Genomic DNA, 25,659 nt, shown 5'->3' on the forward strand with positions numbered 1-25,659 from the left:
AGCTTAGTCAGACAGGTCGGCATGAAGTTTCCGTGCATTGTGCCCGATCCAGACTGATAACGTCGGGAATCGTCGCGAAGACACACCGACCATGAAAAATAAAAAAGTTCCCTTCGAAGGCAAAAGAAATCAAAATTGCAGCCGATAGTGAATCAGGGTCCGGCATTGGATGCAGGTTCACAGTTGAAACAACCATTTGCGAGGTGAGCAATGGGCACAGTACAAGCAGCACGGCCAGCACAAACTCTCTACGTCACGATCCGTCGTGATGAATTGCGCCAGCTCAAAGAAGAGCGCGACCTGCTCAAGCAGGAACTCGCGCAGTTGCGCCAACTGACCCAAGGTCACCAGCCACAGGCCCTGCCTGTCATACAGCGCGCCTGATCACCGCTGCACCCGCACGATTGGCGCCGACGATTACCCCGGGCGCCTGACATCCGGCGTTTGCATCAACGCCCACCCCTGTAGGAGCGAGCCTGCTCGCGAACCCCCCGAGGGCGCCGCGGGCTATGTAGGAGCGAGGCCAGCAATCTCCAGCAACTCACAAACTTTTCACACCCACTCATAGATACTCCGGCCCCATTGTGGCCGCTCGGTATGCGCGCCGCCCCCGTTCGCCGACCAGTTCAACTGGCGGCGGTCGACGATTATTTAGGCTGGAGCGCTGAATGGCTTTGTTCAAACGCAGCAATACGACTGCGAAAGGGTTCGACTGGGCCGGGCTTGCCTGGCTGTTTGTGTTCTTCTGGTACTTTTCCGGTATCACCCAACTGCTGATTCAACTGACTGGCACCTCAGGCTTCACTGGCTTTCGCCAGGCCTTCATCATGAGTGCCATCTGGCTCGCGCCGATGCTGCTGTTTCCCCGCCAGACCCGCGTGCTCGCCGCCTGTATCGGCGTGGTGCTGTGGGCGTGCTCGATGGCCAGCCTGGGTTACTTCTTCATCTATCAGCAGGAATTTTCCCAGAGCGTCATCTTCATCATGTTCGAATCGAACATCTCTGAAGCTGGCGAGTACATGACCCAGTATTTCGCCTGGTGGATGGTCGCGGCATTCCTCGCCCACACGCTGTTTGCCTACTTCCTGTGGACTCGCTTGCGCCCGGTGTACCTGCCGCGTGGCCGCGCTTTCGTGGCGGCCACGGCCATCCTGGTCGCAGTGATCGGTTATCCGCTGGTCAAGCAGACCTTGCGCACCGGCAGCCTGGCCGAAGGTTTCGAGAAGTTCGAAACGCGCATTGAACCTGCCGTGCCATGGCAAATGGCGGTGGCTTACCACCGCTATCTCGATACCCTCGCCGGCATGCAGGATATGTTGCACAGCGCGAGCAAGATCGCCCCGCTGAAGAACCTCACCGACGTCGCGGCCAACCAGCCTGCAACCCTGGTGCTGGTCATCGGCGAATCGACCAACCGCCAGCGTATGAGCCTGTACGGCTACCCACGAGCGACCACGCCGGAACTGGACAAACTCAAGGATCAGCTGTCGGTGTTTGACAACGTCATCACCCCGCGCCCCTACACCATCGAAGCGCTGCAACAGGTGCTGACATTCGCCGACGAGGAAAACCCGGCGCTGTACCTGTCGACTCCGTCGCTGGTCAGCATGATGAAACAGGCCGGCTACAAGACCTTCTGGATCACCAACCAGCAGACCATGACCAAACGCAACACCATGCTCACGACCTTCTCCGAGCAGGCCGACGAGCAGGTGTACCTCAATAACAACCGCAACCAGAACGCCGCCCAGTACGATGGTGACGTCATCGCGCCGTTCAACAAGGCCCTGGCTGACGCCGCGCCGCGCAAATTGATCGTGGTGCATCTGCTGGGCACGCACATGAGCTACCAGTACCGTTATCCGTCGACCTTCGACAAGTTCAAGGATCGCCAGGGTGTACCGGCCGGAGTGCGTGACGATCAGCTGCCGACCTACAACAGCTACGACAACGCCGTGCTGTACAACGACTTCGTGGTATCGAGCCTGATCAAGGACTACGCGAAGACCGATCCCAACGGCTTCCTGCTGTACCTGTCCGACCATGGCGAAGACGTCTTCGACTCGCCGGGTCATAGCACTCTGGGTCGCAACGAAAGCAAGCCGACCGCGCCGATGTACACCATCCCGTTCATGGCCTGGGCCTCGCCAAAATGGCGTGAGTCCCATGACTGGAATTTCGATGGAGACCTGAGCCGGCCCTACAGCAGTTCGCACCTGATCCACACCTGGGCGGACATGGCCGGGTTGAACTTCGATGAGCTCGATCGCAGCAAGAGCCTGGTCAGCGACAGCTTCAAGCCACGGCCTTTGATGATCGGCAATCCCTATGAAAAGCAGCAGCGCCCGCTGATCGACTTCAGCCTGATGAAACCCAAGCCAGTGGCAGTAGTTCAGCAATAATAGTAATAATTATCGTTTACCACTAAATATCGCCGCCCTCCTTCGTCTTTGAGCAAACGGAATTTTTCCCTCAACGACAAGGAGTCGGCTGCGATGTTCGCGCCTATCACCCGTTCCATGACTTTCACCCTCGGCCTGTGCAGCGTTGCACTGAGCCCGGATCTGCTCGCTGACACCGAAACCGACAAGGCTCCGGTCAGCGGCGTCCTCGAACTGACCGCCACCAGCGTCACCGCCCAGGGCCTGGGCAGCAACACCGAAAACACCCAGTCCTACACCACCGGCGCCATGAGCAGCGCCACTCGCCTGAACCTGTCGATCAAGGAAACCCCGCAATCGGTTTCCGTGGTCACGCGCCAGCAGATGGACGACTTCAAACTCACTTCGCTGTCCGAAGCCATGCGCCAGACCACTGGCATCGTGGTGCAGCACAACGACTCGGACCGGGTCAGCTATTCCTCCCGCGGCTACTCGATCAACAACTTCCAGGTTGATGGAATGCTCAATACCTTCAGCTACATGAAGTCCGACTCCGACACCATCATCTATGACCGCATCGAGGTCGTGCGCGGCGCCACCGGCCTGACCACGGGCGCGGGCGATCCGTCTGCCACCATCAACATGGTTCGCAAACGCCCGACTGCGCAGTGGGAGGCCAAGACCGGTGCCAGCGCCGGCAGCTACGACAATTACTACACCTACCTGGACGTCGGCGGCCCGTTGGCTTTCGACGGCCGGCTGCGCGGGCGCAGTGTGCTGGCTTATCGCGACAGCGATTCGTTCCGCGACAAATATCAGCAACAACGGGAAGTCGCCTACGGCGTGCTGGAAGCCGACCTCACGGATGCCACCACCCTGGCCGTGGGCTACGACTACCAGAACAAACATGTGCAGGGCACTTCCTGGGGCACCGTGCCCTACTGGAACGCCGACGGCAGCAAGGCCAACCTTGGCCGCTCGACCAACATGGCAACGTCCTGGAGCTCCTGGCCGCTCAAGGACCAGACCGCCTTCGCCAACCTGGACCATCAACTGGGCGCTGGCTGGCACCTCAAGGCGGCGTACACCCATCGCGAGAGCGACACCGATGGCAAGATCTACTACGCCGGTGGCGGCTTCCCCGAGCCTGATCGCAGCGGCATGATCGCCAACGTCAGCCACATGATCGGCACCCAGAAAATGAAAGCCTACGACTTCAACGTCTCCGGCCCCTACTCGCTGCTGGGGCGCGAACACGAGCTGATGGTCGGCTACGGCGAAGCGCAGCGCAGCGACAAGAACCCCTACACCGACGGGCCGATGGCTGATGACTACGCGATCGTGCCGGACTGGAAATACATGGGTAATATCGGCAAATTCTCCGACACCGTGACCAGCCTCACCGGCTCCACCAGCAGCACCGAGCAGAAAGCCGGCTACCTGGCCACGCGCCTGAGCCTGACCGATGAATTGCATGCCGTCCTGGGCAGCCGCTACGGCAGCTGGAAATCCTCGAGTACCACCAACAGCTACGACGCCAATCAGGTACTGAGCGGTGTGGACGATACCAGCCAGAAACACAACGACATGTGGACGCCCTACGCCGGGCTGCTGTACGACATCACCCCGCAGTACACCGCCTACGTCAGCTACACCGACATCTTCAAGCCACAGACCAATCGCGACGCCAACCGCAAGTACCTTGAACCGGTGGTGGGCAGCAACTATGAGCTGGGCCTCAAAGGCAGCCTCCTGGAAGAGCGACTCAACCTCGCCACCGCGCTGTTCTGGAGCGATCAGGATAACGTCGCCGAACTGGACGATTCGGTGCCGCCGGATCCGGCTACCGGTGAACAGTTCTACAAGGCCAATGGCAAGGGCACCAAGGTCGAAGGCTTCGAGGCCGAGCTGTCGGGCGAAGTGCTGGCCGACTGGAACATGACCGCCGGTTACACCTATACCCACTCGGTCAATGGCGAAAAGAACCGCACCAACACCACTGCGCCTTTGAACATGTTCCGCTTGTCCACCGCTTATCGACTGCCAGGTGACTGGCATGCGCTGACCGTGGGTGGCGCGCTCAACTGGCAAAGCGAGATCTATCGCGCCGCGAGTCGTCCGGTTGGGCGCAACGCTGCAGGAAGAATCATCACTGAGCGGACCAATATTCGTCAGGACGCCTACGCCCTGGTCAACCTGATGTCGCGCTACGAGTTCGACCAGCATCTGTCGGCCTCGTTGAATGTGAACAACCTGTTCGACAAGAAGTACTACGAGAACGTCGGGTTCTACAACGGCAACTACTGGGGTGACCCGAGAACGGTAACCCTGAGCCTGGATTGGAAAATTTAGAGGCTGTTAATTCCCAATTAACGGAATCGGCGGATAATGCCCTTTCGACATTGCTTCATGGACGAAAGGGCACCCCTGATCTGTAGTGGGAGGCAACCATGAAATGTACAACCCTGATCCTCGCCAGCTTGATGATGCTGGGCTCCACGGCCGCCTGGGCCGAAGGCGGCGCTGAACGCATGCGCTATTACTACGAAACCCTGCGATTAAGCCAAGAGGCGAACCAGCCTCAGCAAACGCCACAAGTGCGGGTTCCGGACGATCAAACCGCGCAAATGACGGAGCACTACAAACCCTGATCAAGTGGCGGCGCGGGAGTTCGCTCCCCCGCCGCACCTGCTTTTACAACGGCTTGGTCCAGAACAGCATGCGACCATGGGCCGGATCGAACATCCCCGCAGCGAAGCCGAACTTGCCATAGGACGCCTGGGCAATGGCGTTACCTTCCAGAACCTCCAGGGTTATTTTGCAGCAGCCACGCTGGCGAGCGATGTCCTCGACCTTCTGCAACATCTTCTGACTCAGCCCCAGACCGCGAAATTTTTTGATCACGGCGACGTCGTGGATGTTGACCAGCGGCTTGCAGGCAAAAGTCGAAAACCCTTCGAAGCAATTGACCAGGCCCGCCGGCTCGCCGTCGACGAAGGCCAGCACGCTGAACGCATGAGGCCTTTTGGCCAGTTCTGCCGGGAGGTGTTCCAGCACCTCGGCCGGCAGGGAATGCCCGCCGCCCATCGGGTCTTCGGCATAGTGGTTCAACACCAGGCTGATGGCTTCGGCATGCAGGGGGTTGGTGTAACTGGCCTGAAGCACAAGAATTTCTGCGGATTCCATTTCCATCCTCGAACACGTGAAGTAGCTGCGGGTGAATCTATCAAGGGCGACCGCAAAGCAAAAGCAATGAAAGGAGCCCGGCTTGCCGGCGATGGCGAACTCGCGGCCGCCATCGCTGGCAAGCCAGGCTCCTACGGGCTTGGCGGGCACCTCAAGTCGCAAGCGCAGCACAAGGGGCGGCTCAATGCCCCCAGATCAACGCCTCAGTCCACCCCAGTTCGGAAAAATCCTCAGCCCGTAATCCCGCCTCCCCCGCACAGAAAAATTCGTCCAGCTGCGGCGGGTCAACCGAAGTGCCGCTGAGCATTGCATGGACCTGCCCGCGATGGTGGATCTGATGCTCGAACAGGTGTGAAAGCAGGCGCAATCGGCTGTCGTGCTGCGGTGTGTCACGGGCAATGGACACGATCTTGCCCAGATCGCCATCACGCATCTGTTCGCAATAGGCGATCAGCCGCCGGTCCACCAGCGCTTGTTCGCGCTGCAGTTCAGCCGCCGTCCCACAGGGCTCATCCACCCTGAAGAACACCTGGCAGTCAGGGTGCGGATCGTCGCCGCGCAACTCCCGTTCCAGCGCATCCACATAGAACCAGTCGCAGGTCAGAATATGGTTCAAGGTTGCCTTGATGGTCGGGAAGAAGCTCACTCGCGGTGCCGCCAGTTCCTCAGCGCTCAATCGGACACAGGCTTTGCCCAGCCGGTGATTGGCCCAGGCGTTCTGATAGGCCATGGTCAGCAGATGATGCGACAGCGTTTGAGACATGATCTCGCCTCCCGGTGATCAAACCTCGGCAAAACGTTGCAGCTGCATTTCCTGAAGCCGACTCAGGGTTCGGCGGAACGGGAACTCCAGGTAACCCTCGGTGTAAAGCACGTCCATCGGCACCTCGGCTTCGAGATACAGCGGCACTTTGCGGTCATAACATTCGTCCACCAGGGCAATGAACCGACGAACTCCGTCGTCATGCACCGACAACTGCGGTAGCTCACGGTCGCCTGCGACTATCCGCTCGACCCCGTCTTCAGTGCCCCGGGCGATGCGTCCAAGGCGTTTTTGCGCGCTGAGGTTCGGCACTTCACTTAACAGAATAGCCTTGAAGGTATCGCACAAGGCCATGAAATCCATCGCGGCGAAAGGTTGCTCGCAGAGGTCGGCATACCGACACCACAGGACGCTTTTACTGGCTTGCAGCACCTTGAGAGAGCGGTGGCCGACCTCAATCGGTGCGCTGGAGACTGTCTGGCCAACGGTCAATGCCTTGAACACCTCGTGCAAGGCCGCCGATTGCCCAGGCGCTGCCACCCAATAACGCTGCAGCCCGGTGCCGGGATGCAGGCGGTGATCTTCAGCGCCATCGACTGCAATCACCTGCATGTGCTGCTTGATCGCCTCGATGGCAGGCACGAAACGCTCGCGATTAAATCCGTCTGCATACAGTTGGTCCGGCGGCACATTGGAGGTGCACACCACCACTACGCCCTGCTCGAACATCACCTGGAACAACCGTCCGAGGATGATTGCGTCGCCGATGTCGTTGACGAACAACTCATCAAAGCACAGCACCCGAACCTCTTCGGCAAGCTCCCGGGCGAGCGCTTTGAGTGGGTCGGCGGTACCGGTCAGCTGAAAGGAACGTTGATGCACCCAGCCCATGAAATGATGGAAATGCTGGCGCCGGGCCGGGACTCGCAGGCTTTGATAGAACTGATCCATCAGCCAGGTCTTGCCGCGCCCTACCGGGCCCCACAGGTAAACCCCGGTGACCGGCGAGCGGCCTTCGTGCAAGGCCTCGAAGCATTTCTGCAGCGCCCACACGGCGTGTTCCTGGGCTTCGTCCTGGACGAAACCTTTGTCTTCGATGGCCTGCTGCCAGGCGCTTAACGGCGAGTTGATGGTCATGCGCGGCAGTATGCCATGAGCGCTCTCCAGGCATCTTCAGGTGGTTAAAAAAATGCCTTGACTGCAGATATTACAAGCATCATATTTAATACATTACATGCAACATATATAAATATCCCTGCCCGTGATTTCAGGAGTTAACGCCATGCACTACAAAGTATTCGGCCGCAAAACCGGCCTGCGTGTTTCGGAACTCGCCCTGGGTGCCGGTAATTTCGGCACGGGCTGGGGGCACGGCGCCGAGCGCGACGAAGCCCTGCGGATTTTCGACGGGTACCTGCAAGCCGGTGGCAACTTCATCGACACCGCCAACGGCTATCAGGCCGGCCAGTCTGAAAGCATGCTCAGCGAATTCATCGCCCCCGAACGTGATCGGCTGGTCATCGCCAGCAAATACACCCTGGGGACTACCCCCGCAGACGGCATTTCCCACACGGGCAACAACCGCAAGAACATGGTCCGCGCCGTCGAGGAGAGCCTGACCCGTCTCAAGACCGATCACCTTGACCTGTTCTGGGCCCACATGAGCGATGGCGTCACGCCCATGGAAGAGATTCTGCGCGGCTTCGACGACCTGGTGCGTGCCGGCAAGATTCATTACGCGGGCTTGTCCAACTTCCCCGCCTGGCGCATCGCCCGGGCTGATCTGCTGGCGGAGGTTCGGGGGTTTGCGCCGATTGCTGCGATCCAGGTCGAATACAGCCTGGCCGAGCGCAGCGCCGAACGTGAGCAGCTGCCGATGGCCGAAGCCCTGGGTCTGGCCGCGACCTTGTGGTCGCCTTTGGGGGGCGGCTTCCTGACGGGCAAATATCGCCACAACGATGGCGACAACCGCGCCGCCAAGCTGGGCATGCTGATCCACGCGGAGAAAAGCGCCCGCGAGACTGCCCTGCTCGATACGCTGCTCGCCGTTGCCGAGGAACTGGGCGCCAGCCCGACGCATGTGGCCATCGCCTGGCTGCGGGAAAAAGCCCGGCAGTCGACCACCACGCTGATTCCGATTCTGGGTTCGCGTACCCGCGAGCAGCTCGATTCAACACTGGGGGCATTGGCGGTGCAGTTGGATGCCGCGCAACTGGCGCGGCTGGATGAAGTGAGCGACGTGCCCAAGGGCGTGCCGCATGAAACCCTGGCGGGTTCCTTTTCGCGCTTCAGTGGCGATCGAGTTCTGGATTTGCCGAAGATTCCGGTGGCTTGATGTGGCGCCTGGCTAGGGCATGAGGTCCTGGCGATGGCGATTTTTTCTGACGCCATCGCTGGCGAGCCAGGCTCCTACGGTCGATGCAGGTGTATGCGGGATTGGGCTCGGCACAAATCCGTAGGAGCCCGGCTTGCCGGCGATGGCGATCTCGCGGACGCCATCGCTGGCAAGCCAGACTCCTACGAGCGATCGATTTAGTGCCTGGCGGCATACAGGCACAGCATTGCCATGGCCAACGTCGCGGCTGCCGCAGGTTTTCTGAAACCCTTGGTTACTGTTTCTCGCGCTTTCTGGCATCCTGCGCCTCCATTTTCTGACCCGGCCCGCCTTTTGGCACGCACATCACCATGACCGCCTCTGAAAAAGCCCCCGCTACGCGTAACAACGACCTGATCTACGGCCTCAACGATCGGCCACATCTCACCGCCACCGTGTTCGCCGCCTTGCAGCACGTGCTGGCCAGTTTTGTCGGCATCATCACCCCGACCCTGATCATGGGCAGCGCCCTGGGCCTGCAAAGCGAAATTCCCTACCTGATCAGCATGGCGCTGTTCGTTTCCGGCCTGGGCACCTTCGTCCAGGCGCGACGCTTCGGGCCGATCGGTTCCGGGTTGTTGTGTTTGCAAGGCACCAGTTTCTCGTTCATCAGCGTCATTCTAAGTGCCGGTTTCATGGTCAAGGCTCGGGGCGGCGGCACCGATGAAATCCTTTCGACGATCTTCGGCGTGTGCTTTTTCGCAGCGTTCATCGAAGTGGTGCTCAGCCAGTTCATCGGCAAACTGCGCATGCTCATCACCCCGGTCGTGACCGGCACCATCATTACCCTCATGGGCCTGTCGCTGATCAAGGTGGCGATGACCGATATCGCTGGCGGCTTCGGTGCCACCGACCTGGGTGGCGCCCATCACCTGGCGCTCGCCGCATTGGTGCTGGGCACCATCGTGGTGCTGAACCGGGTCGACGTGCCCTTCCTCCGCCTGGGGGCCATCGTCATCGGCCTGACCCTGGGTTACTTTGTGGCGTGGCTGATGGGTGACGTCAGTTTCTCGAGCATGCCCGACGTGCCGCTGATGAGCGTGCCTGTACCGTTCAAGTACGGATTCAATTTCGACTGGGTTGCATTCGTCCCGGTGGCCGTGATCTTCCTGGTGTCGCCACTGGAAGCGGCCGGTGACCTCACGGCCAACTCGATGATCTCCCGGCAACCGGTCAAAGGGCCGGTGTACATTCGGCGGATCAAGTCCGGCCTGCTCGCCGACGGTCTCAACTCGGCCATGGCTGCCGTGTTCAACAGCATGCCCATGGTGACCTTCGCCCAGAACAACGGGGTGATTCAGCTCACCGGCGTGGCCAGCCGCTACGTGGCGTTTTTTATTGCCGGTCTGCTAGTGGTGCTGGGCCTGTTCCCGATGATTGGCGCGGTGCTGCAGTTGATGCCAAAACCGGTGCTCGGCGGCGCCGAACTGGTGATGTTTGGCACCGTGGCCGTCGCCGGAATCAAGATCCTCGCCGAGGCCGGCCTGCACCGACGCAATATGTTGATCGTGGCGATCTCCCTGGGCATGGGCCTGGGCGTCGCCGCGGTTCCCGAAGTGCTGCGCGAGCTGCCACTGGCGTTGCACAACATCTTCGAATCGCCAATCACTGTCGGCGCGTTGTGCGCTATCGTGCTGAACATCTTCCTGCCTGAAGAATTTATCGAACTGGAAGAAGACGATTTTGACCCGGAAGCGTCGATCCTCCAGGTCATGGAAAACCCTGATATGGCGGCCAAGGCTGAACCGGCATCCACAGCGGCGGTCGCACAGTTGAACCGCTGATAGGCTTGAGGGTTGAGCCGGCAGCGGCTCAGCCCTTTACTTGAAGAGAGCCTGTCCATGCGCAGTATTCACGCCGTCATCCTGTCCTTGCTGTTGCTCTCCCTGAGCGCTTGCGCCCTCCTCCCCAATCGCGACCCGGTGAATATCAACGTGGTGGGCATCGAGCCGCTGCAGGGCCAGGACATGGAAGTCCGGTTTGCCCTGAAAATCCGCGTGCAGAATCCCAATGACAGTGCCATTGACTACAACGGCGTGGCCCTGGACCTGGAGGTCAATGGCCAGCCGCTGGCCTCGGGCGTCAGCGATCAGTCGGGCTCGATCCCACGTTTTGCCGAAACCGTGTTGACCGTACCGGTCAGCGTTTCGGCGTTCTCGGTGTTGCGTCAGACCCTGGGATTGAGCCGGACGCAGACCCTGAACAACCTGCCATACGTGCTGCGCGGAAAACTCGCCGGCGGCTTGTTCGGCACCATGCGTTTCGTCGATAGCGGCAAGCTCAGTTTGCCGGGGACGGTTTCCGGCACCTGGTAAAGCTGACTTGGGAGCCTGGATGACATGGATGCTGCTCCGAACGTTTGATTTTGCGCCCACTGGGCGTTACTCGATAAATCGAACCCCTGGTTTCGCCCGCTCATCCACCGTCAACTCGAATACATCTGGCCGCGCATAATGGCCAACCACGTCGTAGTCATACCGGGCACGGATGAGATCGTCCGTGTCGATTTGCGCCGTCAGCAAACCCGCCTTTCCACGCAACGGCCCTGCCAGTACGTCGCCCATCGGCCCGACGATCACACTGCCGCCGGCAATCAAAGGCCGATCAGCCGGCCAGTTGGCAATGTCCACGCCCAGCACATCAGGCGAGTCCTGGACCTGGCAGGCGCTGACCACAAAACAACGGCCTTCGTGGGCAATATGGCGCATGCTCACTTGCCACATTTCCCGCTCGTCGACCGTAGGTGCGCACCACACTTCAACGCCTTTGGCATACATCGCGGTGCGTAACAGCGGCATCATGTTTTCCCAGCACACCACAGCGCCGACACGCCCAACCTGACTCTCGATCACCGGCAACGTCGAGCCGTCGCCCTGGCCCCAGATCAAGCGCTCGGTGCCGGTCGGCATCAACTTGCGGTGTTTGGCCAGCAGCCCCACCTGCGGGTCGAAATGCAGCGCGGTGCAATACAGGGTACTGCCGGCCCGCTCGATGACGCCAATCACCAGATTCGCTCCGGTGCGCGCCGACAACCCGGCCAGCGCGTCGGTTTCAGCCCCCGGCACATCGATGGCATTGGCGAAGTAACGGGCGAAAGCCTCGCGCCCCTCCGGCAGGCGATAACCTAGTTGGGTACCAAAACTCTCGCCCTTGGGGTAGCCACCCAGCAACGCTTCGGGCATGACCACCAACTTCGCAGCGGATTCGATGATTGCGCTTTCCGAGGTGAGGATCTGTTCCAGCGTCTCGGCCTTGCCACCTGGCAAGGCGCCGATTTGCAGTGCAGCAACGATTGACTTGGGCATGGCGCCGCTCCGTGAACACTAAAGGGTTGCCCATTCTCCGGCGCCACCGGATCATGAATAAAGCCCCGTTCACTGCTGAATGATATGAAGACCATGAATATCGCAGACGTCGATCTCAACTTACTCAAAGTGTTCGAAGCCCTGCACGAGGAGTCCAGTGCCAGTCGCGCGGCCTTGCGCCTCGGAGTCACCCAGTCGGCGGTCAGTGCAGCCTTGCGTCGATTGCGTGAAGTGTATGGCGATCAGTTGTTTGTGCGCACCGGGCGCGGCCTGGCCCCCACGCTCCAGGCCGATCAACTCAAGCCGGTGGTGGTTGACGCCTTGAACAAATGCCGGCAGAGCCTGGCGATGGTCGACCCTTCAGCCGAAAACTACGACGGTCGCAGCGTCATCGTCGGCCTCTCGGATGACTTTGAAATCGCCTACGGGCGCCGGTTGATGGATGAAGTCGCTCGGCGCGCGCCGAAATTGCGCTTGATTTTCCGCCAGACCCACAGCCAGATCGTGGCGCAGGCGTTGATGGATCGCAGCCTCGACCTGGCGATCACCGCTGGAGGGTTTGCCGAGCGCCTGCTCAGCCGCCAGGTGCTGGGAGAAGGAGGTTATGCGTGCCTGGTTGATCCCGCCAGCCTGATGGAGGGGCAAGTCCTGAGTCTGGAGACGTTTGTCGCCCGCGAGCACATCCTGGTGTCTTCGGGTGGTTTCATCGGCATCACCGATGAAGGGCTGGCGGCGCTGGGGCTGAGTCGACGGGTATGTGCGGCTACCACGCATTTTGCGGCGTTGCCGTTCCTGCTCAAGGGCAGTCAGGCCGTGGCGACCATCCCCACCCATGCCGCGCAAAGTATTGCCGCGCTCAGTGGGCTGATGCTGCTGCCCTGCCCCCTGGCATTGCCGCGTTACCCCATAGAGCTGGGTTGGCGCACCAGTACCCAGCTGGATCCGATTGTGCTTAAAGTTCGCGAGGCGATTGTCGCCAGCGTGGCCAGTTCGTAAGGCCAGTTCCCAGGCTACTTGGCAGCCATCAAGCGATTGACTTCACTGCGCACCATGTTGGCAAATTCCGGGGGTGACATGGTGTCGAGTTCGGAGCGGACCCACTCGGCCCATTTACCTTTGCGTTTAGCGCGCTCGCCAAATAAACGAGCGGCCTCGCCCTTGGCTTTGCCCAGGTTGCTTTGCCAGAGGTCGAATAGACGGGATTTTTCATCTTCAAGCGCCGCGCGCTCTGAAAGGGGTTTGTCGGCCAGATTGAAGCTCATGGGGTTTTCCTGCTGTGTAAATTGGCGACATCTTACACCCTGGTAGGAAATGTCCTGCGCTGGATTTTCTTGCGGATCACATCTTCGCGCTAAATCCCTGCAACTTTTCGTGCCGCTCTACACTCCATTGATCACTGTCTATCCATCAGCAAGGAGTACTTCAATGGCCCGGAAAACTGCCGCGCAAATTGCCGAAGATCAAATCAAGGATCAAGCGTTCAGCGAGCTGCAAGCGTTGATCGAAGAGTCGGACAAACTGCTCAAGAGCAGCGCATCACTGGTCGGTGAAGAGGCCGAGACCCTTCGCGGGCAGGTCGCCCAGAAACTCCAGCAGGCCATGGATTCGGTCAACAGCGTTCGTGATCGGACCAAGCCTGCGGTTGAAGCTACCGAGAGCTACATTGGTGGCCATCCATGGCAAACCGTGGCGATCTCCGCAGGTTTCGGCCTGGTGGTGGGGTTGCTGCTCGGTCGTCGTTGATTCGCCAACCCTGTGTAGCAGCTGGCGCAGCCTGCGTTCGGCTTCGCAGCAGTCGTAAGATCAGTGCGCGAGTTGTATCAGGTAGACCTCACTCGCAGGTTTTACGACTGCTTCGCAGCCGAACGCAGGCTTCGCCAGCTGCTACAAGGTCTAAACAGACTCGCGAACGCAGGCTTCGCCAGCTGCTACAGGGTCTAAGCAGACTCGCGAACGCAGGCTTCGCCAGCTGCTACGGGATTTAATTAACTTCAACGTTGCTGAACGCTTCAGTCCCCTGCCAGCACACGCAAGTTATCCAGCGTCTGCGCATCCAGCTCGATCCCTGCAGCTTCCGATTTCGCCCGCTGCTGATGCCGGCGATCGCCCGGTAGTCGTTTAAGCCCTGCGCCATGCATCTGCCGCACCAGCTCCTGGCTGCGCTCGGCGAAACTCTGCCCAGCCGCCTTGCTGGGGTCAATCACAATCAACAGTTGCCCGGTCCACGGCGTCTTGGCCCCGGGGTGATTCGACCAATCGAACTCGAAAGAAAAATTCCCGCCCGTCAGCGCCGCCGCCAACAGCTCCACCATCATCGACAGGGCCGAGCCCTTGTGCCCGCCAAATGGCAGCAGCGCGCCGCCCTCCAGGATGGCCTTGGGGTCCTGAGTAGGCTGGCCAAGGCTGTCCACGCCCATGCCCGCTGGCAAACGCTCGCCCTTGCGCGCGGCGATCTGTACATCGCCGTGGGCAATCGCGCTGGTAGCCAGGTCGAAGACGATAGGCTCGCCATCGGCCCGAGGTGCGGCGAAGGCAATCGGGTTGGTGCCGAACAGCGGACGATCGGCGCCGTGGGGCACCACGCACGTCATGCTGTTGACCACGCTCAACGCCACCAGCCCTTCGTAGGCAAAGGGTTCGACATCCGGCCACAACGCGGCGAAATGGTGGGAGTTACGGATGGCCAGTACCGCTATGCCTGCACTGCGCGCCTTGTCCACCAGCAAGGCACGCGCCGCCGCCAGCGCAGGCTGGGCAAAACCGTTAGCGGCATCGACCCGAACGAAACCCGAGGCCACGTCTTCGACCACCGGCACCGCCTGACCATCGACCCAGCCACTTTGCAGAGTCGACACATATCCGGGAATGCGGAACACGCCATGGCTGTGCGCGCCGTCCCGTTCGGCACCCGCGCAGTTGCAGGCCAGGGTCCTGGCGACGTCGCCCGAGGTGCCATGGCGCAGGAAGATTTTTTCGAGAAGCTGGGTTAATTCAGCAAAAGACAGGCTTTGCGCAGTTTTTGTCGAGGCAAGGTCATGTGGCGCGGACATCTGAAGCTCCAGATTAATTATTGGAGGGGGCAACAGCGTGTGATGAGCAACCGGACCAATGTAACCGACATGGCGGGGAATTTCGCAATAACTATTTACCACCCTGCTCGGGGCGCCAGCACTTAGGTTTGGCGCCTTATTCACTGCTCGCCGACAGGGCGATAATCTTCGAGACTTCCCATGACCGCTGCCTCCCCGCTGTTTTTCCCGCAAGTGCTCAATGAGCCCGGCACACATCGCGAACTACAAACCTCTCACTCGCTGTCCAGCAAGGACCTCGGCTGGCTCGAACATATACACCTGGCTACCGACACTCGTCGGCAGGCGCTGACCCCGCCGATGTCCGCTGAGCGCCTGTTGCTCAAGGTCAAGGGCAAGCCTTCCATCCCGCTGGCCGGATGTTTCATGTTGTCGTCGACCCCGGATGATGCCGCTGCGGTCCTGTACAGCCCTTACGGCGGGATCGAGAAGTTCGACGATGTCGAGGCACTGAAGGCAGAACTGGTTCTGCGCCTGACGCAACCGTCCGACCGGGCAATGCTGCTGCGATTTCTCTCGATCAGCCAGCGCACCGCAGTCGATGGCGAGGTGATCACTGAAGTGGCTCACGAACTCATCGCGGATGGGATATTCGAGGATCAAAAAACCGTTATCGAAGCCAATCAGAACCAGAACGCACAGCAATTGCTCGACCAGTTGCTCCTGCTACCCTCGCTTGCAGAACTGTTGAACGCCTTGTTTGACGACTTGCTGCACGGTGCGTTTGCGGGCTTGAAGCAAAGCCAGACCCGGGTACGCTTCGTTTCCCTCCCCGGCGTCAGCCCAATAGTGGAAGAGGTCCTGCCGCTCAGTGACGCCTTCCTGCTTTACTACCGCCACCAGGGATGGCCGGCGGACCAGGTTGTCACGTATTCCAATCCAGGAAGCTCTTTAACCCAGGGCGAAACGGATCAGGTTGTCTGGCAGAACGCGGTCAAGACCGTTTCTTCGACGTTGGCCCGTTTACTCGGGGAAAAACTGCAGGACTACTGGAATTTCCTATTACCCGATGGGCAGAGCCGTCGCGATATAGCAGTCCAGGCCATCAGCGACAGGGCTCGCGTGGATATCCTGTTCAAACGCCAGGAATCAATCATCACTGCCGAGCAATCCCAGGCGTTGGTGACATTGTTTGATCGCAGCGTCCCGACAGGTTCGACATTGCCGCTGGCTGCGGAATCGGTGCGTCTGTGGGAATACTCCGCCAACTATATCGAGCTGGCGGGATCGTTCATGATCGGCCACCCCGATGCGTATCTCTTTACCCCCGTCAGTGGCTTGCAGCTGTTGGAGGATTACCCCGACCTGCTGAAGACGGTACGCGCCAAGTTCAGCGCCGAGGGGCATGACGACGAGTTGTACGAACTGCTGACACAGGAGGAACGCAATCTCTTCATTGGGTTTAACCAGCCACAGGTGTCCGGTGAAGTCATCACCGGTGCGTTGTTCGAATCGATGTTTAACCTGATTATCGAAAAACAACTGCGCAATGTTGAGTACGCCTTGGGCGTGTTCCGCAACAGCGATGGGCTGGTGAACATGGCGGCACTGTTCGACAAAGCGCTGGACGTGCGCAGCCTGCTCGACGCCAAGTTAACCGCCCTACCGACCCTGGGTCGCTGGAGCACCAGCCCGATAATTACCGGGCAAGCGCGCCCCTCGATCGTGCTGGCCGATAAGGCAGTTGCAGAGTCCAAAACCTTTGAAAGTGTCAGGCTGGCCCTGGAGGTGCAGTGGCTCGCGCAACCTGTCATCACCCCTGCTGCGCAACGTACCTACCTTGAGTCGCTGAAACCCCAGCTGGCCCATGCCATGTCGGTGGGCATTCGGGGGGAAGCCAGGTTGCGCCTGCTTAACCGCAGCTTGGACGCACCCGATGCCGGCATCGTCGACTGCGTCCTCGATACGGCCTACCCTTCCCGCCCGCAACGCAAGGCGCTGAATGGATTCCGTCCGGACGCGTATTGGTTCAGCCTGGAAACGGCGAGCAACTCCAGCTCGTTTAAAGTGGCGCATTGTTTCCTGCTGACCGAGCGCGGCGGCCTGGACCCACACCACTCCGGTCGGGCAATCCTGTGGACGCCGGCCACGGGGCTGGAGGTTTTCACTTCACTGGCAAGCGCCAAGACCCAGCTACGGCGCCGACTGCTGGACCCGATCAAGCGCCTGGCGCTGCTGGAAAACCTGTTGCCGGATGAGCGCAGGCCTCATACAAAATACCGGCTGGGGCAGTTTCGGCTGATCGAGAGCAATGTCCTGCTACATCTGCAGCAATCGGCCATCGATCATTTCCTCGCCGAGTGCGAACAGGTGCGCTCATTAAAACTGGGACAATCCAAGACGGCAGACGCTCTGAACCTGCTGAAAAACCGTCCGCTGTTTACTAATTTGCAGCGCGCCAAGGAGATCAGTGAGGCAATCGCCACCCAACAGTCCTTGCCTGCCTGGCTGGGCATGGCATTACCGGCGGAGCAGCAGAAACATATCGAGCTGATGGCGCAACACGGCCGCAATGTGCACGAGGGCAAAGACTATCTGCATGGCATCAAGACCCTCGCGGTCTACGTCCACGAACAGCTGATATGTCTGCAGAAGACCCGTTTCGCAGACGATTACATCGACCCGGACAACGTCGAAGTCACGCCGGCACTGGCCATCGCCGGGCCGGCACAATCGCTGACCGAGTTTGCGCTCAACCACGTCAATGTGCTTCAGGGCACCAGTTTCACCGTGGCCTCGAAAACCTCGCAAGCGTTGCCAAAAGGCATGGACCCGGCGGCCATCCGCCAGCTGCTGTTGCAGTTGAACATCAAATCGGTCTACGCCCGTTTGTTGTCTGAACAACTGTCGGGGGACAGCGACGACGCCCTGGAGCGCAAGCTGCGCTATTTCCGTCAAATGCCCTGGCAACTGTTGCAGGAGGCCCATGCCCTCAAGCTGCAGGAACAGTTGTCTGCCAACGCATTCGATGCCATCCAGCAGTTGCTGGACATGCCCAACGCCACGGCCAGGGCGGCAGTCAAAGGTGCCAACGCAATCATCCGGCCATTGACCTTGATTTCAACGCCAGGCGCCACACCGGTGCAAACGCTGGGCATGTACCTGATCAGCGCAAATCCTGGTGCCAGTCAACCGCAGGTGCTCTACGCCCCCTATTACGTCGGCGAACCGTTCACAGAATTTGACGACGAGAGCAGTCTGTTGGCGGCGCTGAACTTGCCAGGACCGTTGCAGGATCTATTGATCCGCCGCCTGCCCGAAGCCTCGCGCTCCAGTTACAAAACCTTGTACAACGACTCCGTCGGGGGCACGAGCGAAATCACCCTGGCGAATACTCCGATCACCGGCAATGTGCTGGAGCGCCTGTTCCAGGACAATATTGCGCTGCTCAAAGAGATGCTGGGTAGCCAGAACACCGCAACGGCCCAATCTGATTGGGACAAGGTCAAGCAACTGTTCAGTTCCGGGATCAAGCTGGTGGCGGGTTGCCTGCCCGGCAAGCTGACCTGCGTGTCTGTTCTATGGCAAGCCTACAAGGATTTCAAGGACTCGGCCGAGGCCCTGCAGGACCACCATTGGAAACGAGCACTGGAGTCATTCGTTGCCGGCGGCGCGCAAATGATCACGCTCGGCCGGATGATGCACGCCAGCCCGGAAGCCACACCCGAACCACCCCTCCCAGTAGTACCCGACAATACCCAGGCCATTGCGGGAGCAAAATGGTCGACCATCAACGTCACTTCCGCCACCCGGACCGCCGCGCAGGTATACGAAGCGCCGGCAGCCGATCTGCAGCAGTTTCAAAAAAACGCCGTCAGCAATACCTACCGTGACACGACCACCACGCACCACTTCGCGCCGGTATCCGGCAAGGTCTACCGCGTCGCGCAGCACAGCGGCAAATGGCACATGACTGACGGCGTGAACAAAGGACCGCTGCTCGACCTGGCACCCGGCCCCCAGCTGGTGATCTCGTCTCACCCTCACTCAGTGCAGTACGGCAAAGCGATATCGCGGTTCGCCAATAACCTGGTGACCCAGCTCGAAGCAAAGGAAGGGCTCAATATCGAAGCCGAGGGCATGGATCAGATTCGCCGGCATTATCCCGAAAAAGCTCAGGCAATCACCCAAGCCCTCGACATCGCCCGGCTCTATGCCTTCAGAAGCCTGCACAATCTGGTGCAGTTGCGCCAGAGCGTCGATGGCACACGGCTGGAGTCCTACTTCAAGTCGTTCTTTGGTATCGACACCGTGGATCAAGGGGTGCTGGATAAAATCAGAAAAGTGATTGTGCCCATTTGCAATGCAGTAGTGGACCCTGGGCTGGACGAACTCGACACCCGACGATTCGTGGTGGGTTCCAGCACTGTGCAGTCGTCGAGTTTCATAGCATTTGTCGTGCAAAAGGATAAGCAAAAAAGAGTCTACTTTTCCGAACACTTCTTCGATCCCAAACTGGATTGGTACAAGACCGGACTCACCGAGGCCTTTGATGTCGACGGCCATGCCCAGGCAGCGACCCTGATCCACGAGTTTTCCCACCATTTCGCCGACACTATCGACATTGCCTACCTGGAGGCCAGGCGTCCGTTTACCGACATCGTTGAAACGACAACCGCCTACGGCGCCAAACTCAAACGCGAACAGGAAGAGTACCAGCGCGAGGCGCTGTCACTGGCAACGCCGCGCCATCAGTTGTTTTCCGATTGGAACAGCACACTTTCCAAATGGGTAAGCCTGGATGCCATCAGTGAATCCTATGACGTGGCTAAAGAAGTCTTGAAGACCACGCGTACCAAGTCCTTGAGCGATGCGCGTAACGCATTTCTTGACCGCAGCTCAGCCGACATCCGGATTGACACGATCCTGCGCAATGCCGACTCGGTAACTCACCTGATCTGCGAAATGGGAAGGCTGCTGGATCCTGAAGCTGTCGTGGTTCCCTGATCGGGAGCCTGGGAGCTGCGCCAGCTGCAACCGGAGCTGGCGCCGTTACGACTCCAAGACGCCCTTTCAACAAAGGGTTGAATGAAAAACATTGCTCTTTGATGGGTAATTGCCATGACGGTGTTCTCGCCGACTTCCTCCAAAGGTTAGAATGCAGGAAATCAGGATGAGTCAATGACCGACACCCCTCTCTCGCAAGCCGAATACGACGCCATTACCGATGCCGCTGCGCATTGGTGCATGCGCCTGCATGCCAGCGACTGCACCGCGCAGGAACGCCTGGCGTTCGAGCAATGGCTCAATGCTCATCCGCTGCACGGGTTTGAGTACGAGGCCATGCTGGAGATCTGGGACGTCGCTGGCGATCTGCCGCGCCCGGCTACTGACGACGCGACGACTATTCCATTCAAGGCGGCATTCAAGCCTGCAACCCCCTGGCGCACCATGGGTATCGCCGCAGCGATTTGCGCCCTGGCACTGCCGCTGGCGGCCTACAGCGGCTGGAACCTTGGCTGGCTGCCTAATGCCTACGAGCACCTGGAAGCTGGCGACACGGTGCGCCACGTGACCCTGAGTGATGGCAGTGAGGTAGAGCTGAATCTGGGCAGCGAGCTGACTTTTACCAATTACAAGGATCAACGGCGGGTCACCTTGAAGCGGGGTGAGGCATTCTTCAAAGTCAGCCACGACTCTGCCCATCCGTTCATCGTCAAGGCGGCGGACGGCAGGATTCGGGTCACCGGGACCCAATTCAACGTGTGGATGTATGAAGACCAGGTCCGGGTCAACCTGATCGAGGGTTCGGTGCTGGTCAGCAGCAACGCTGACCTTCCAGGCGATGGGTTGCGCCTGGGTCCTGCGATGCAGGCCAGTTATGGCCGCGGCGACTACATCCCCAGGATCAGTCAGACCTACGACAACGATAACTCGCTGGCCTGGCGCAGCGGCAAGCTGGTGCTCGATAACCTGACACTGGCCAGCGCCCTGCCACTGATCAACCGCTACCTGAGCAAACCGCTGGCGGTCGCCGATCACAACACCGCCGCCCTGCGTATTGGCGGAATCTACAACATCAAGGAGCTCAACTCCCTGGTCGCATCGCTGCCCAAGGTGCTGCCGGTCTACGTGACCCGCAACAAGGATGGCAATCCGGTGTTAAACGCCATGCCGCAACAGGCCCCAAAAATTTAAGGATGCCCCTGTAGGAGCGATCCTGCTCGCGATGGGCGTCAACGATTACGCTGGGTGACTGATTCAACGTGGCGTTCTCAAGTCCATCGCGAGCAGGCTCGCTCCTACAACGGTTCAGCCTCACTGATCCGCTCAAGCTGATACTGCGGATCTGCCTCGATCTGCTGCTGGGTGAACGGCAGCACGCTCAATTTCTTTTGCGAAAACGCCACGGTCTGGTCCCGCGAATATTTCGACTGCGGATCACTGGACAGCGAAAACGCCAATATTCCCTGGGCATGCGGCCCCTGCTCATCGAACGTCACCACCTGCAGGTAACTCGTGCCGCTGATCACCTCCAGCCGGCCGTCACTCCTTGGCACGCTCTGGATGGCGTTGTACACCCCCAAGGTGCCCGGCCCGCCGTGGATCGGCGTCTGTTGCCCGCCACTGCTGACCACCTGGATCTCGCCCCAGCGACTGTCCTTACCCAAGCCCATCTTGGCGACCTGCTCCACCGAGGCCAGCATCGCCCCACGTACAGCCGCGGCGACATCCGGCTGTTGCACATTCAATCCGCGCGGAGTGTGCTGCGGATCTTGTGGATCGAACCCGACACGCCACACATCCGGCGACTCCTGCAGCGCCTGCATCACATTCTGGAAGTGCACCAATCCGACTCCGCTGTACAGATTCGCCTTGTTGTCCCAGGATTTCAGGCTGTCGCACGCCGCTGCGAGTTGCGGCGCATCGCCGCCCAGGTGGGTAGCGCAAAACTGCAGCAGGTCTGGCATCACCAGGGAAGCGAGGTAGACCTCATCATCCAGGACCATGCGTTGCAGGTCCGCAGCGCCGATACGAGCCTTTTTCTGCAGGGCTTGCAGCCGGTCCAGAGCAAAGCGCGAACGCAGCCCCAGCGGCTGATCCTGCTGGCTGATAAGCGGCGAGAATCCGCTCAATGGTTGCGCCGGATTGACCATCCACGCTGAGTCGTTGGAGTGTTGCACGAAGTCCTTGCGCAGCAGTTGCGGCAAACCGGCGGAGGGATAAATCCCGGGTTGCGCCGCCTGTGGGTCGATGTCCCAGGCGCACTCGCTACGAGAACCATCGAGCACGATCATCTGCAGGCCGGCGCGCGGGTCGCTGCAACGGGCCAGTTTGGCCGCGTTCACATTAGGCACCACCGACAGGTTCATGTAGAGCGTCTGGCCCTGGTCATCGGCGGCCAGGGTGTTGACCCAGGGAATTCCCTGCAGCTTGTGCACCGACGACTGCAGTTCGTCGAGGCTGCTGGCGCGGTTCATCGAGTACCACTGTTGTAACACCCGGTCGTTTTCCAGGTTGGCGTCGCGCAGGCTGTAGGCGAACTGCGAGTCCCAGTCCAGCTTGCCGGGCCACTGCACCACCGGCCCAAACTGTGAACTGAAGACCTCGCGAGTCACCGGCTGCAGCTGGCCGTCGGCGTTTTTCACATTGACCGTCACGGTTTGCCGGGTCAGCGGCAGCGACTTGCCATCGAGCAAATAGCGCGTCGGGTCCTTGGGGTCGAGCTGCAGGCGGTACAAGGTGAAGTGTTTGGACGAATCCACGGTATGCGTCCAGGCCAGGTGCTGGTTAAACCCGATGTTGATCATCGGCAATCCAGGCAGCGCGGCGCCCATCACGTCCAACTTACCGGGGATGGTCAGGTGCATCTGGTAAAAGCGCATGCCGCCGACCCAGGGGAAATGCGGGTTGGCCAGCAACATCCCGCGGCCGTTGAATGAGCGCTCGCTGCCGACGGCCACCGCGTTGCTACCGCGGTCCAGGGCAAAGCGCTGCTGGCGTGTCGCCGCCAACTGAAACGAACCCGGCTGGCTGATGTGTGCCGCCACCGTTTGGGGCGGCGTGGCACCGGCCAGGGCTTCGGCGAACTGGCCGACCCCGCCCTCTACCAACAAACGGCGGGTGAGTTTGATCAGGTCCTGGGCGGTGATGTCGCGCACCCATTCGCCTTGGCATTGTTGGGGCAAGCCCTTGGCCCGGGTCTGTTTCAAGGAACGGTTGTAGCCCGCGACATAACCTTCCACCAGATCACGCACCGCCGGTGTCTGCGCCTGCCAGAATGCGGCAACGGCCTGGGGCGTGTTGAGCCAGGTGAAGAACACGTCGCTGACCTGGTTCTCCCGCTCTTCCACGGTTAGTTGTGTCGGACCGAAATAGCGCGAACGCTCGCCATTGACCGTGACGATCTCATTGGCCAGCAAACACAGATTATCCTGCGCATAGGCATAACCGATGCCGTAGCCCAGGCCGCGCTCGTCGTCGGCGCGAATGTGCGGCACCCCGAAGCTGGTACGCCGGATTTCGGCGCTGGCCTGGGTCGGCTGCGCGCTTGCGGCAACGCTCACCGCTGCCAATACACCCGCAAGACTCAATCGGGTCAACTGCCTGGAAATAATCACGCTCGCTCCTGATCGAAAATGCCAGTCAATTTGGCTGTACGGGAATACCCGCACGCGACTGGTCTTAACCCAAGAACGAAAAAACTGATTAAAAATTTAGCCGCCAAACCCCCGGCCTCAAGGCTTCTCACGCCTTGGTGACATGGCGTCGACAAAATTTCTACATTTGAGCCTTCATGATTTGCCGATCTCATACGTCTTATTGAATGAGAGCACCCATTAATTCCCGGATAAGGCTCGGAAAAGGAGTTTTTGCATGTACAACTCGCAACTGCCAACGGACGGTAGCACTGCGCCAATGGGAACATCCATTGGCTCCGGCGTTTTCGATCAACGTACCGATCGCCATGGCAACGAACGCATCAGGGTCCTGCTCAAGAGCTTTGGCCTGCGCACCAGCCTGATCCGCCTGAAGGTCATCGACGCGCTACTGAACGCCGCCGAACATGATCGCACCCTGGGCGTGCGCGGGGTGCACAGCCAGCTGCTGGACCTGGACATTCCCCTGTCGTTTCTCAGCGTGCGTGAAGTGTTGAAACGCTTGTGCAGCGAAGGGGTGATCACCCTCAACCCGGACAAAAGCTATAGCCTCAATCCCCAGGCATTCGCCGCACTGCACGGCGAATAATCAGCCCGACTTGCGTCGATCAGGGCTTGACCTTGCGACGCATCACGCCGTTGATCACCACCACGAGCACCGCGACGCCAATGGCAATGTACTGGAAGGTTTTCTCGCCGATGACGCCGGTGTTCTGCAGGTACGACAGGCCGAACATGATCGCCAGCACTACCAGCGAGATCAGAATCGAGTATTTCAAGCGTTGCGACTGGGTCATGGGTAATTCCTGAACGTGAAGATGTGTCCGTCTGCGTTGCAAAACGGGACATCATGTTACAGCAGTCCCGCACGCTTAATACCTGACATGTTTGTAATACCCGCCTCAGCCTCCCGTCAGCGTTGATCTACCATGATCCTGCCGCTGGATTTTGTAGTACTTCGAAACACTCCTTGAATGCCTGGCCGTGGAAAATGGTCAGAATGCATCTTTTCGGCCGCAATTCGAGACGAGATACCCATGCGAACCTACCTGCGACTGGCTGCCCTGGGCGCCGTGTTGATTTCTTCCCTGACCCAGGCCGCCGACCTTATTCCCATCGAGGTCCATCGCGACGCCAACTGCGGTTGCTGCAAAAAATGGATCAGCCACCTGGAAGCCAACGGCTTCAAGGTCCAGGACCACGTTGAAGCCGACATGAGCTCGTTCAAACAAAAACACGGCGTGCCGCCCCGGCTCGCGTCGTGCCACACCGGATTGATCAATGGCAAATTCGTCGAGGGCCACGTGCCCGCCGATCAGGTCCTGGCTTTAAGCAAGCGTAGTGACCTGCTGGGCGTTGCCGCCCCCGGCATGCCGATGGGCTCGCCCGGGATGGAAATGGACGGCATGAGCGACGCCTACCAGGTGATCGGCCTGACCAAAGCGGGTGCCGACGTGGTGGTGGCGGACTATCCGGCCAAGTGATCGCTGGCGCCTATCTGGGGTTGTTCCTCGCCGCATTTGGCGCCGCCACCTTGCTGCCCCTGCAGTCGGAGGCGCTGCTGGTGGGTTTGCTGCTCAGTGGCAAGTATGGGTTATGGGCGCTGCTGGCCGTGGCAACCCTGGGCAATGTCCTGGGGTCATTGGTCAACTGGTGGCTGGGGCGCGGCATTGAGCGATTTCATCGGCGACGCTGGTTTCCGGTCAGCCCCAGGCATTTGGAAAAAGCCCGGGCGCACTACCAGCGCTATGGCCATTGGTCACTGTTGCTGAGCTGGCTGCCGATTATCGGCGACCCGCTGACCCTGGTGGCCGGCGTGATGCGCGAACCCCTGGGGCGCTTCCTGCTGATTGTCACTCTCGCCAAAGGTGCCCGTTACGCAGTGCTGGCCCTGGTGACGCTGGGCTGGGTCGGTTGAACCATCGGCCTTGTGCAGTGCCTGTTTAATGTTGCCCTAATGA

At 59.8% G+C, this 25,659-nt stretch carries 22 protein-coding genes; 14 read left to right on the plus strand and 8 right to left on the minus strand.

The genetic code is table 11. The annotated features are described in order from the left end of the window. The first annotated feature begins 210 nt into the window (after window positions 1-210). From ORL50_RS17665 to ORL50_RS17680, 4 genes are all read left to right on the plus strand, one after another. Window positions 211-384 (plus strand): DUF6026 family protein, encoded by a 174-nt coding sequence (locus ORL50_RS17665; protein ID WP_266016836.1) that lies wholly within the window; start codon window positions 211-213, stop codon window positions 382-384. 284 nt (window positions 385-668) lie between these two features. Beyond that, window positions 669-2,402 (plus strand): phosphoethanolamine transferase CptA, encoded by a 1,734-nt coding sequence (locus tag ORL50_RS17670; RefSeq protein WP_266016838.1) that lies wholly within the window; start codon window positions 669-671, stop codon window positions 2,400-2,402. Between the two features lie 93 nt (window positions 2,403-2,495). Next, the gene (locus ORL50_RS17675; RefSeq protein WP_266016839.1) at window positions 2,496-4,733 is read left to right on the plus strand and encodes a TonB-dependent siderophore receptor; all 2,238 of its coding nucleotides are present in this window, start codon (window positions 2,496-2,498) and stop codon (window positions 4,731-4,733) included. Between the two features lie 98 nt (window positions 4,734-4,831). Beyond that, window positions 4,832-5,032: a hypothetical protein gene (locus tag ORL50_RS17680; RefSeq protein WP_266016841.1), complete on the plus strand. Its 201-nt coding sequence runs from the start codon at window positions 4,832-4,834 to the stop codon at window positions 5,030-5,032. 43 nt (window positions 5,033-5,075) lie between these two features. Here ORL50_RS17680 and ORL50_RS17685 read toward each other — a convergent pair whose 3' ends face one another. The 3 genes from ORL50_RS17685 to zapE form a co-directional block, all read right to left on the minus strand. Beyond that, the gene (locus tag ORL50_RS17685; RefSeq protein WP_266016843.1) at window positions 5,076-5,567 is read right to left on the minus strand and encodes a GNAT family N-acetyltransferase; all 492 of its coding nucleotides are present in this window, start codon (window positions 5,565-5,567) and stop codon (window positions 5,076-5,078) included. A gap of 181 nt (window positions 5,568-5,748) precedes the next feature. Continuing rightward, window positions 5,749-6,330, minus strand: a complete 582-nt coding sequence (locus ORL50_RS17690; protein ID WP_266016844.1) for a DinB family protein — start codon at window positions 6,328-6,330, stop codon at window positions 5,749-5,751. Between the two features lie 18 nt (window positions 6,331-6,348). Further along, on the minus strand, window positions 6,349-7,467 hold the full coding sequence (gene zapE / locus ORL50_RS17695; protein WP_266016846.1) for a cell division protein ZapE: 1,119 nt from the start codon (window positions 7,465-7,467) through the stop codon (window positions 6,349-6,351). A gap of 145 nt (window positions 7,468-7,612) precedes the next feature. Here zapE and ORL50_RS17700 point away from each other — a divergent pair, with 145 nt between their 5' ends. The 3 genes from ORL50_RS17700 to ORL50_RS17710 all read left to right on the plus strand — a co-directional run bounded on the left by ORL50_RS17700 (window position 7,613) and on the right by ORL50_RS17710 (window position 11,019). Continuing rightward, window positions 7,613-8,665, plus strand: a complete 1,053-nt coding sequence (locus ORL50_RS17700) for an aldo/keto reductase (RefSeq protein ID WP_266016847.1) — start codon at window positions 7,613-7,615, stop codon at window positions 8,663-8,665. Window positions 8,666-9,015: 350 nt separating this feature from the next. Then, window positions 9,016-10,488 carry a nucleobase:cation symporter-2 family protein gene (locus ORL50_RS17705; RefSeq protein WP_266016849.1) on the plus strand — a complete coding sequence of 491 codons (1,473 nt, stop codon included), beginning with the start codon at window positions 9,016-9,018 and terminating at the stop codon, window positions 10,486-10,488. Between the two features lie 57 nt (window positions 10,489-10,545). Then, on the plus strand, window positions 10,546-11,019 hold the full coding sequence (locus ORL50_RS17710; RefSeq protein WP_266016851.1) for an LEA/WHy family protein: 474 nt from the start codon (window positions 10,546-10,548) through the stop codon (window positions 11,017-11,019). Between the two features lie 66 nt (window positions 11,020-11,085). On the opposite strand, the gene ORL50_RS17715 is transcribed toward ORL50_RS17710, so the two are convergent. Then, window positions 11,086-12,009, minus strand: coding sequence for a carbon-nitrogen hydrolase family protein (locus ORL50_RS17715; protein ID WP_266016853.1), 924 nt, complete (start codon window positions 12,007-12,009; stop codon window positions 11,086-11,088). 84 nt (window positions 12,010-12,093) lie between these two features. Between ORL50_RS17715 and ORL50_RS17720 the strand changes: the two genes are divergently transcribed. After that, a complete protein-coding gene (locus ORL50_RS17720; protein WP_266016855.1) occupies window positions 12,094-13,005 on the plus strand; it encodes a LysR family transcriptional regulator in 912 nt (303 codons plus the stop codon). A 14-nt stretch (window positions 13,006-13,019) separates the two neighbouring features. Here ORL50_RS17720 and ORL50_RS17725 read toward each other — a convergent pair whose 3' ends face one another. Continuing rightward, entirely contained in the window at window positions 13,020-13,271 is a 252-nt protein-coding gene (locus ORL50_RS17725; protein WP_266016856.1) for a hypothetical protein, read from the minus strand. A gap of 163 nt (window positions 13,272-13,434) precedes the next feature. Between ORL50_RS17725 and ORL50_RS17730 the strand changes: the two genes are divergently transcribed. Beyond that, window positions 13,435-13,752, plus strand: a complete 318-nt coding sequence (locus tag ORL50_RS17730; RefSeq protein ID WP_266016858.1) for an ElaB/YgaM/YqjD family protein — start codon at window positions 13,435-13,437, stop codon at window positions 13,750-13,752. 266 nt (window positions 13,753-14,018) lie between these two features. Here the strand turns inward: ORL50_RS17730 and ORL50_RS17735 are convergent, their stop codons facing one another. Further along, window positions 14,019-15,059: an Ldh family oxidoreductase gene (locus ORL50_RS17735; protein ID WP_266016860.1), complete on the minus strand. Its 1,041-nt coding sequence runs from the start codon at window positions 15,057-15,059 to the stop codon at window positions 14,019-14,021. A 180-nt stretch (window positions 15,060-15,239) separates the two neighbouring features. Here ORL50_RS17735 and ORL50_RS17740 point away from each other — a divergent pair, with 180 nt between their 5' ends. Both ORL50_RS17740 and ORL50_RS17745 read left to right on the plus strand, forming a co-directional pair. Further along, window positions 15,240-20,045: a dermonecrotic toxin domain-containing protein gene (locus ORL50_RS17740; protein WP_266016861.1), complete on the plus strand. Its 4,806-nt coding sequence runs from the start codon at window positions 15,240-15,242 to the stop codon at window positions 20,043-20,045. A 174-nt stretch (window positions 20,046-20,219) separates the two neighbouring features. Next, entirely contained in the window at window positions 20,220-21,236 is a 1,017-nt protein-coding gene (locus ORL50_RS17745) for a FecR family protein (protein ID WP_266016863.1), read from the plus strand. A gap of 104 nt (window positions 21,237-21,340) precedes the next feature. On the opposite strand, the gene pvdQ is transcribed toward ORL50_RS17745, so the two are convergent. Then, a complete protein-coding gene (gene pvdQ, locus ORL50_RS17750; protein WP_266016865.1) occupies window positions 21,341-23,659 on the minus strand; it encodes a bifunctional acylase PvdQ in 2,319 nt (772 codons plus the stop codon). A 256-nt stretch (window positions 23,660-23,915) separates the two neighbouring features. Between pvdQ and ORL50_RS17755 the strand changes: the two genes are divergently transcribed. Further along, complete coding sequence (locus ORL50_RS17755) at window positions 23,916-24,287, plus strand: fe2+ zn2+ uptake regulation protein (RefSeq protein WP_266016867.1); 372 nt, start codon at window positions 23,916-23,918, stop codon at window positions 24,285-24,287. A 19-nt stretch (window positions 24,288-24,306) separates the two neighbouring features. Here the strand turns inward: ORL50_RS17755 and ORL50_RS17760 are convergent, their stop codons facing one another. Then, window positions 24,307-24,495, minus strand: a complete 189-nt coding sequence (locus tag ORL50_RS17760; RefSeq protein WP_045058337.1) for a hypothetical protein — start codon at window positions 24,493-24,495, stop codon at window positions 24,307-24,309. A 240-nt stretch (window positions 24,496-24,735) separates the two neighbouring features. On the opposite strand from ORL50_RS17760, the gene ORL50_RS17765 reads away from it, so the two are divergent. Beyond that, window positions 24,736-25,182, plus strand: a complete 447-nt coding sequence (locus tag ORL50_RS17765; protein WP_266016869.1) for a DUF411 domain-containing protein — start codon at window positions 24,736-24,738, stop codon at window positions 25,180-25,182. Next, on the plus strand, window positions 25,182-25,616 hold the full coding sequence (locus ORL50_RS17770; RefSeq protein ID WP_266016972.1) for a YqaA family protein: 435 nt from the start codon (window positions 25,182-25,184) through the stop codon (window positions 25,614-25,616). The genes ORL50_RS17765 and ORL50_RS17770 overlap by 1 nt, the downstream gene beginning before the upstream one ends. Window positions 25,617-25,659: the final 43 nt, after the last annotated feature.

This window comes from Pseudomonas sp. RIT-562, assembly GCF_026241895.1.
Classification (GTDB): Bacteria; Pseudomonadota; Gammaproteobacteria; order Pseudomonadales; family Pseudomonadaceae; genus Aquipseudomonas; species Aquipseudomonas mandelii_F.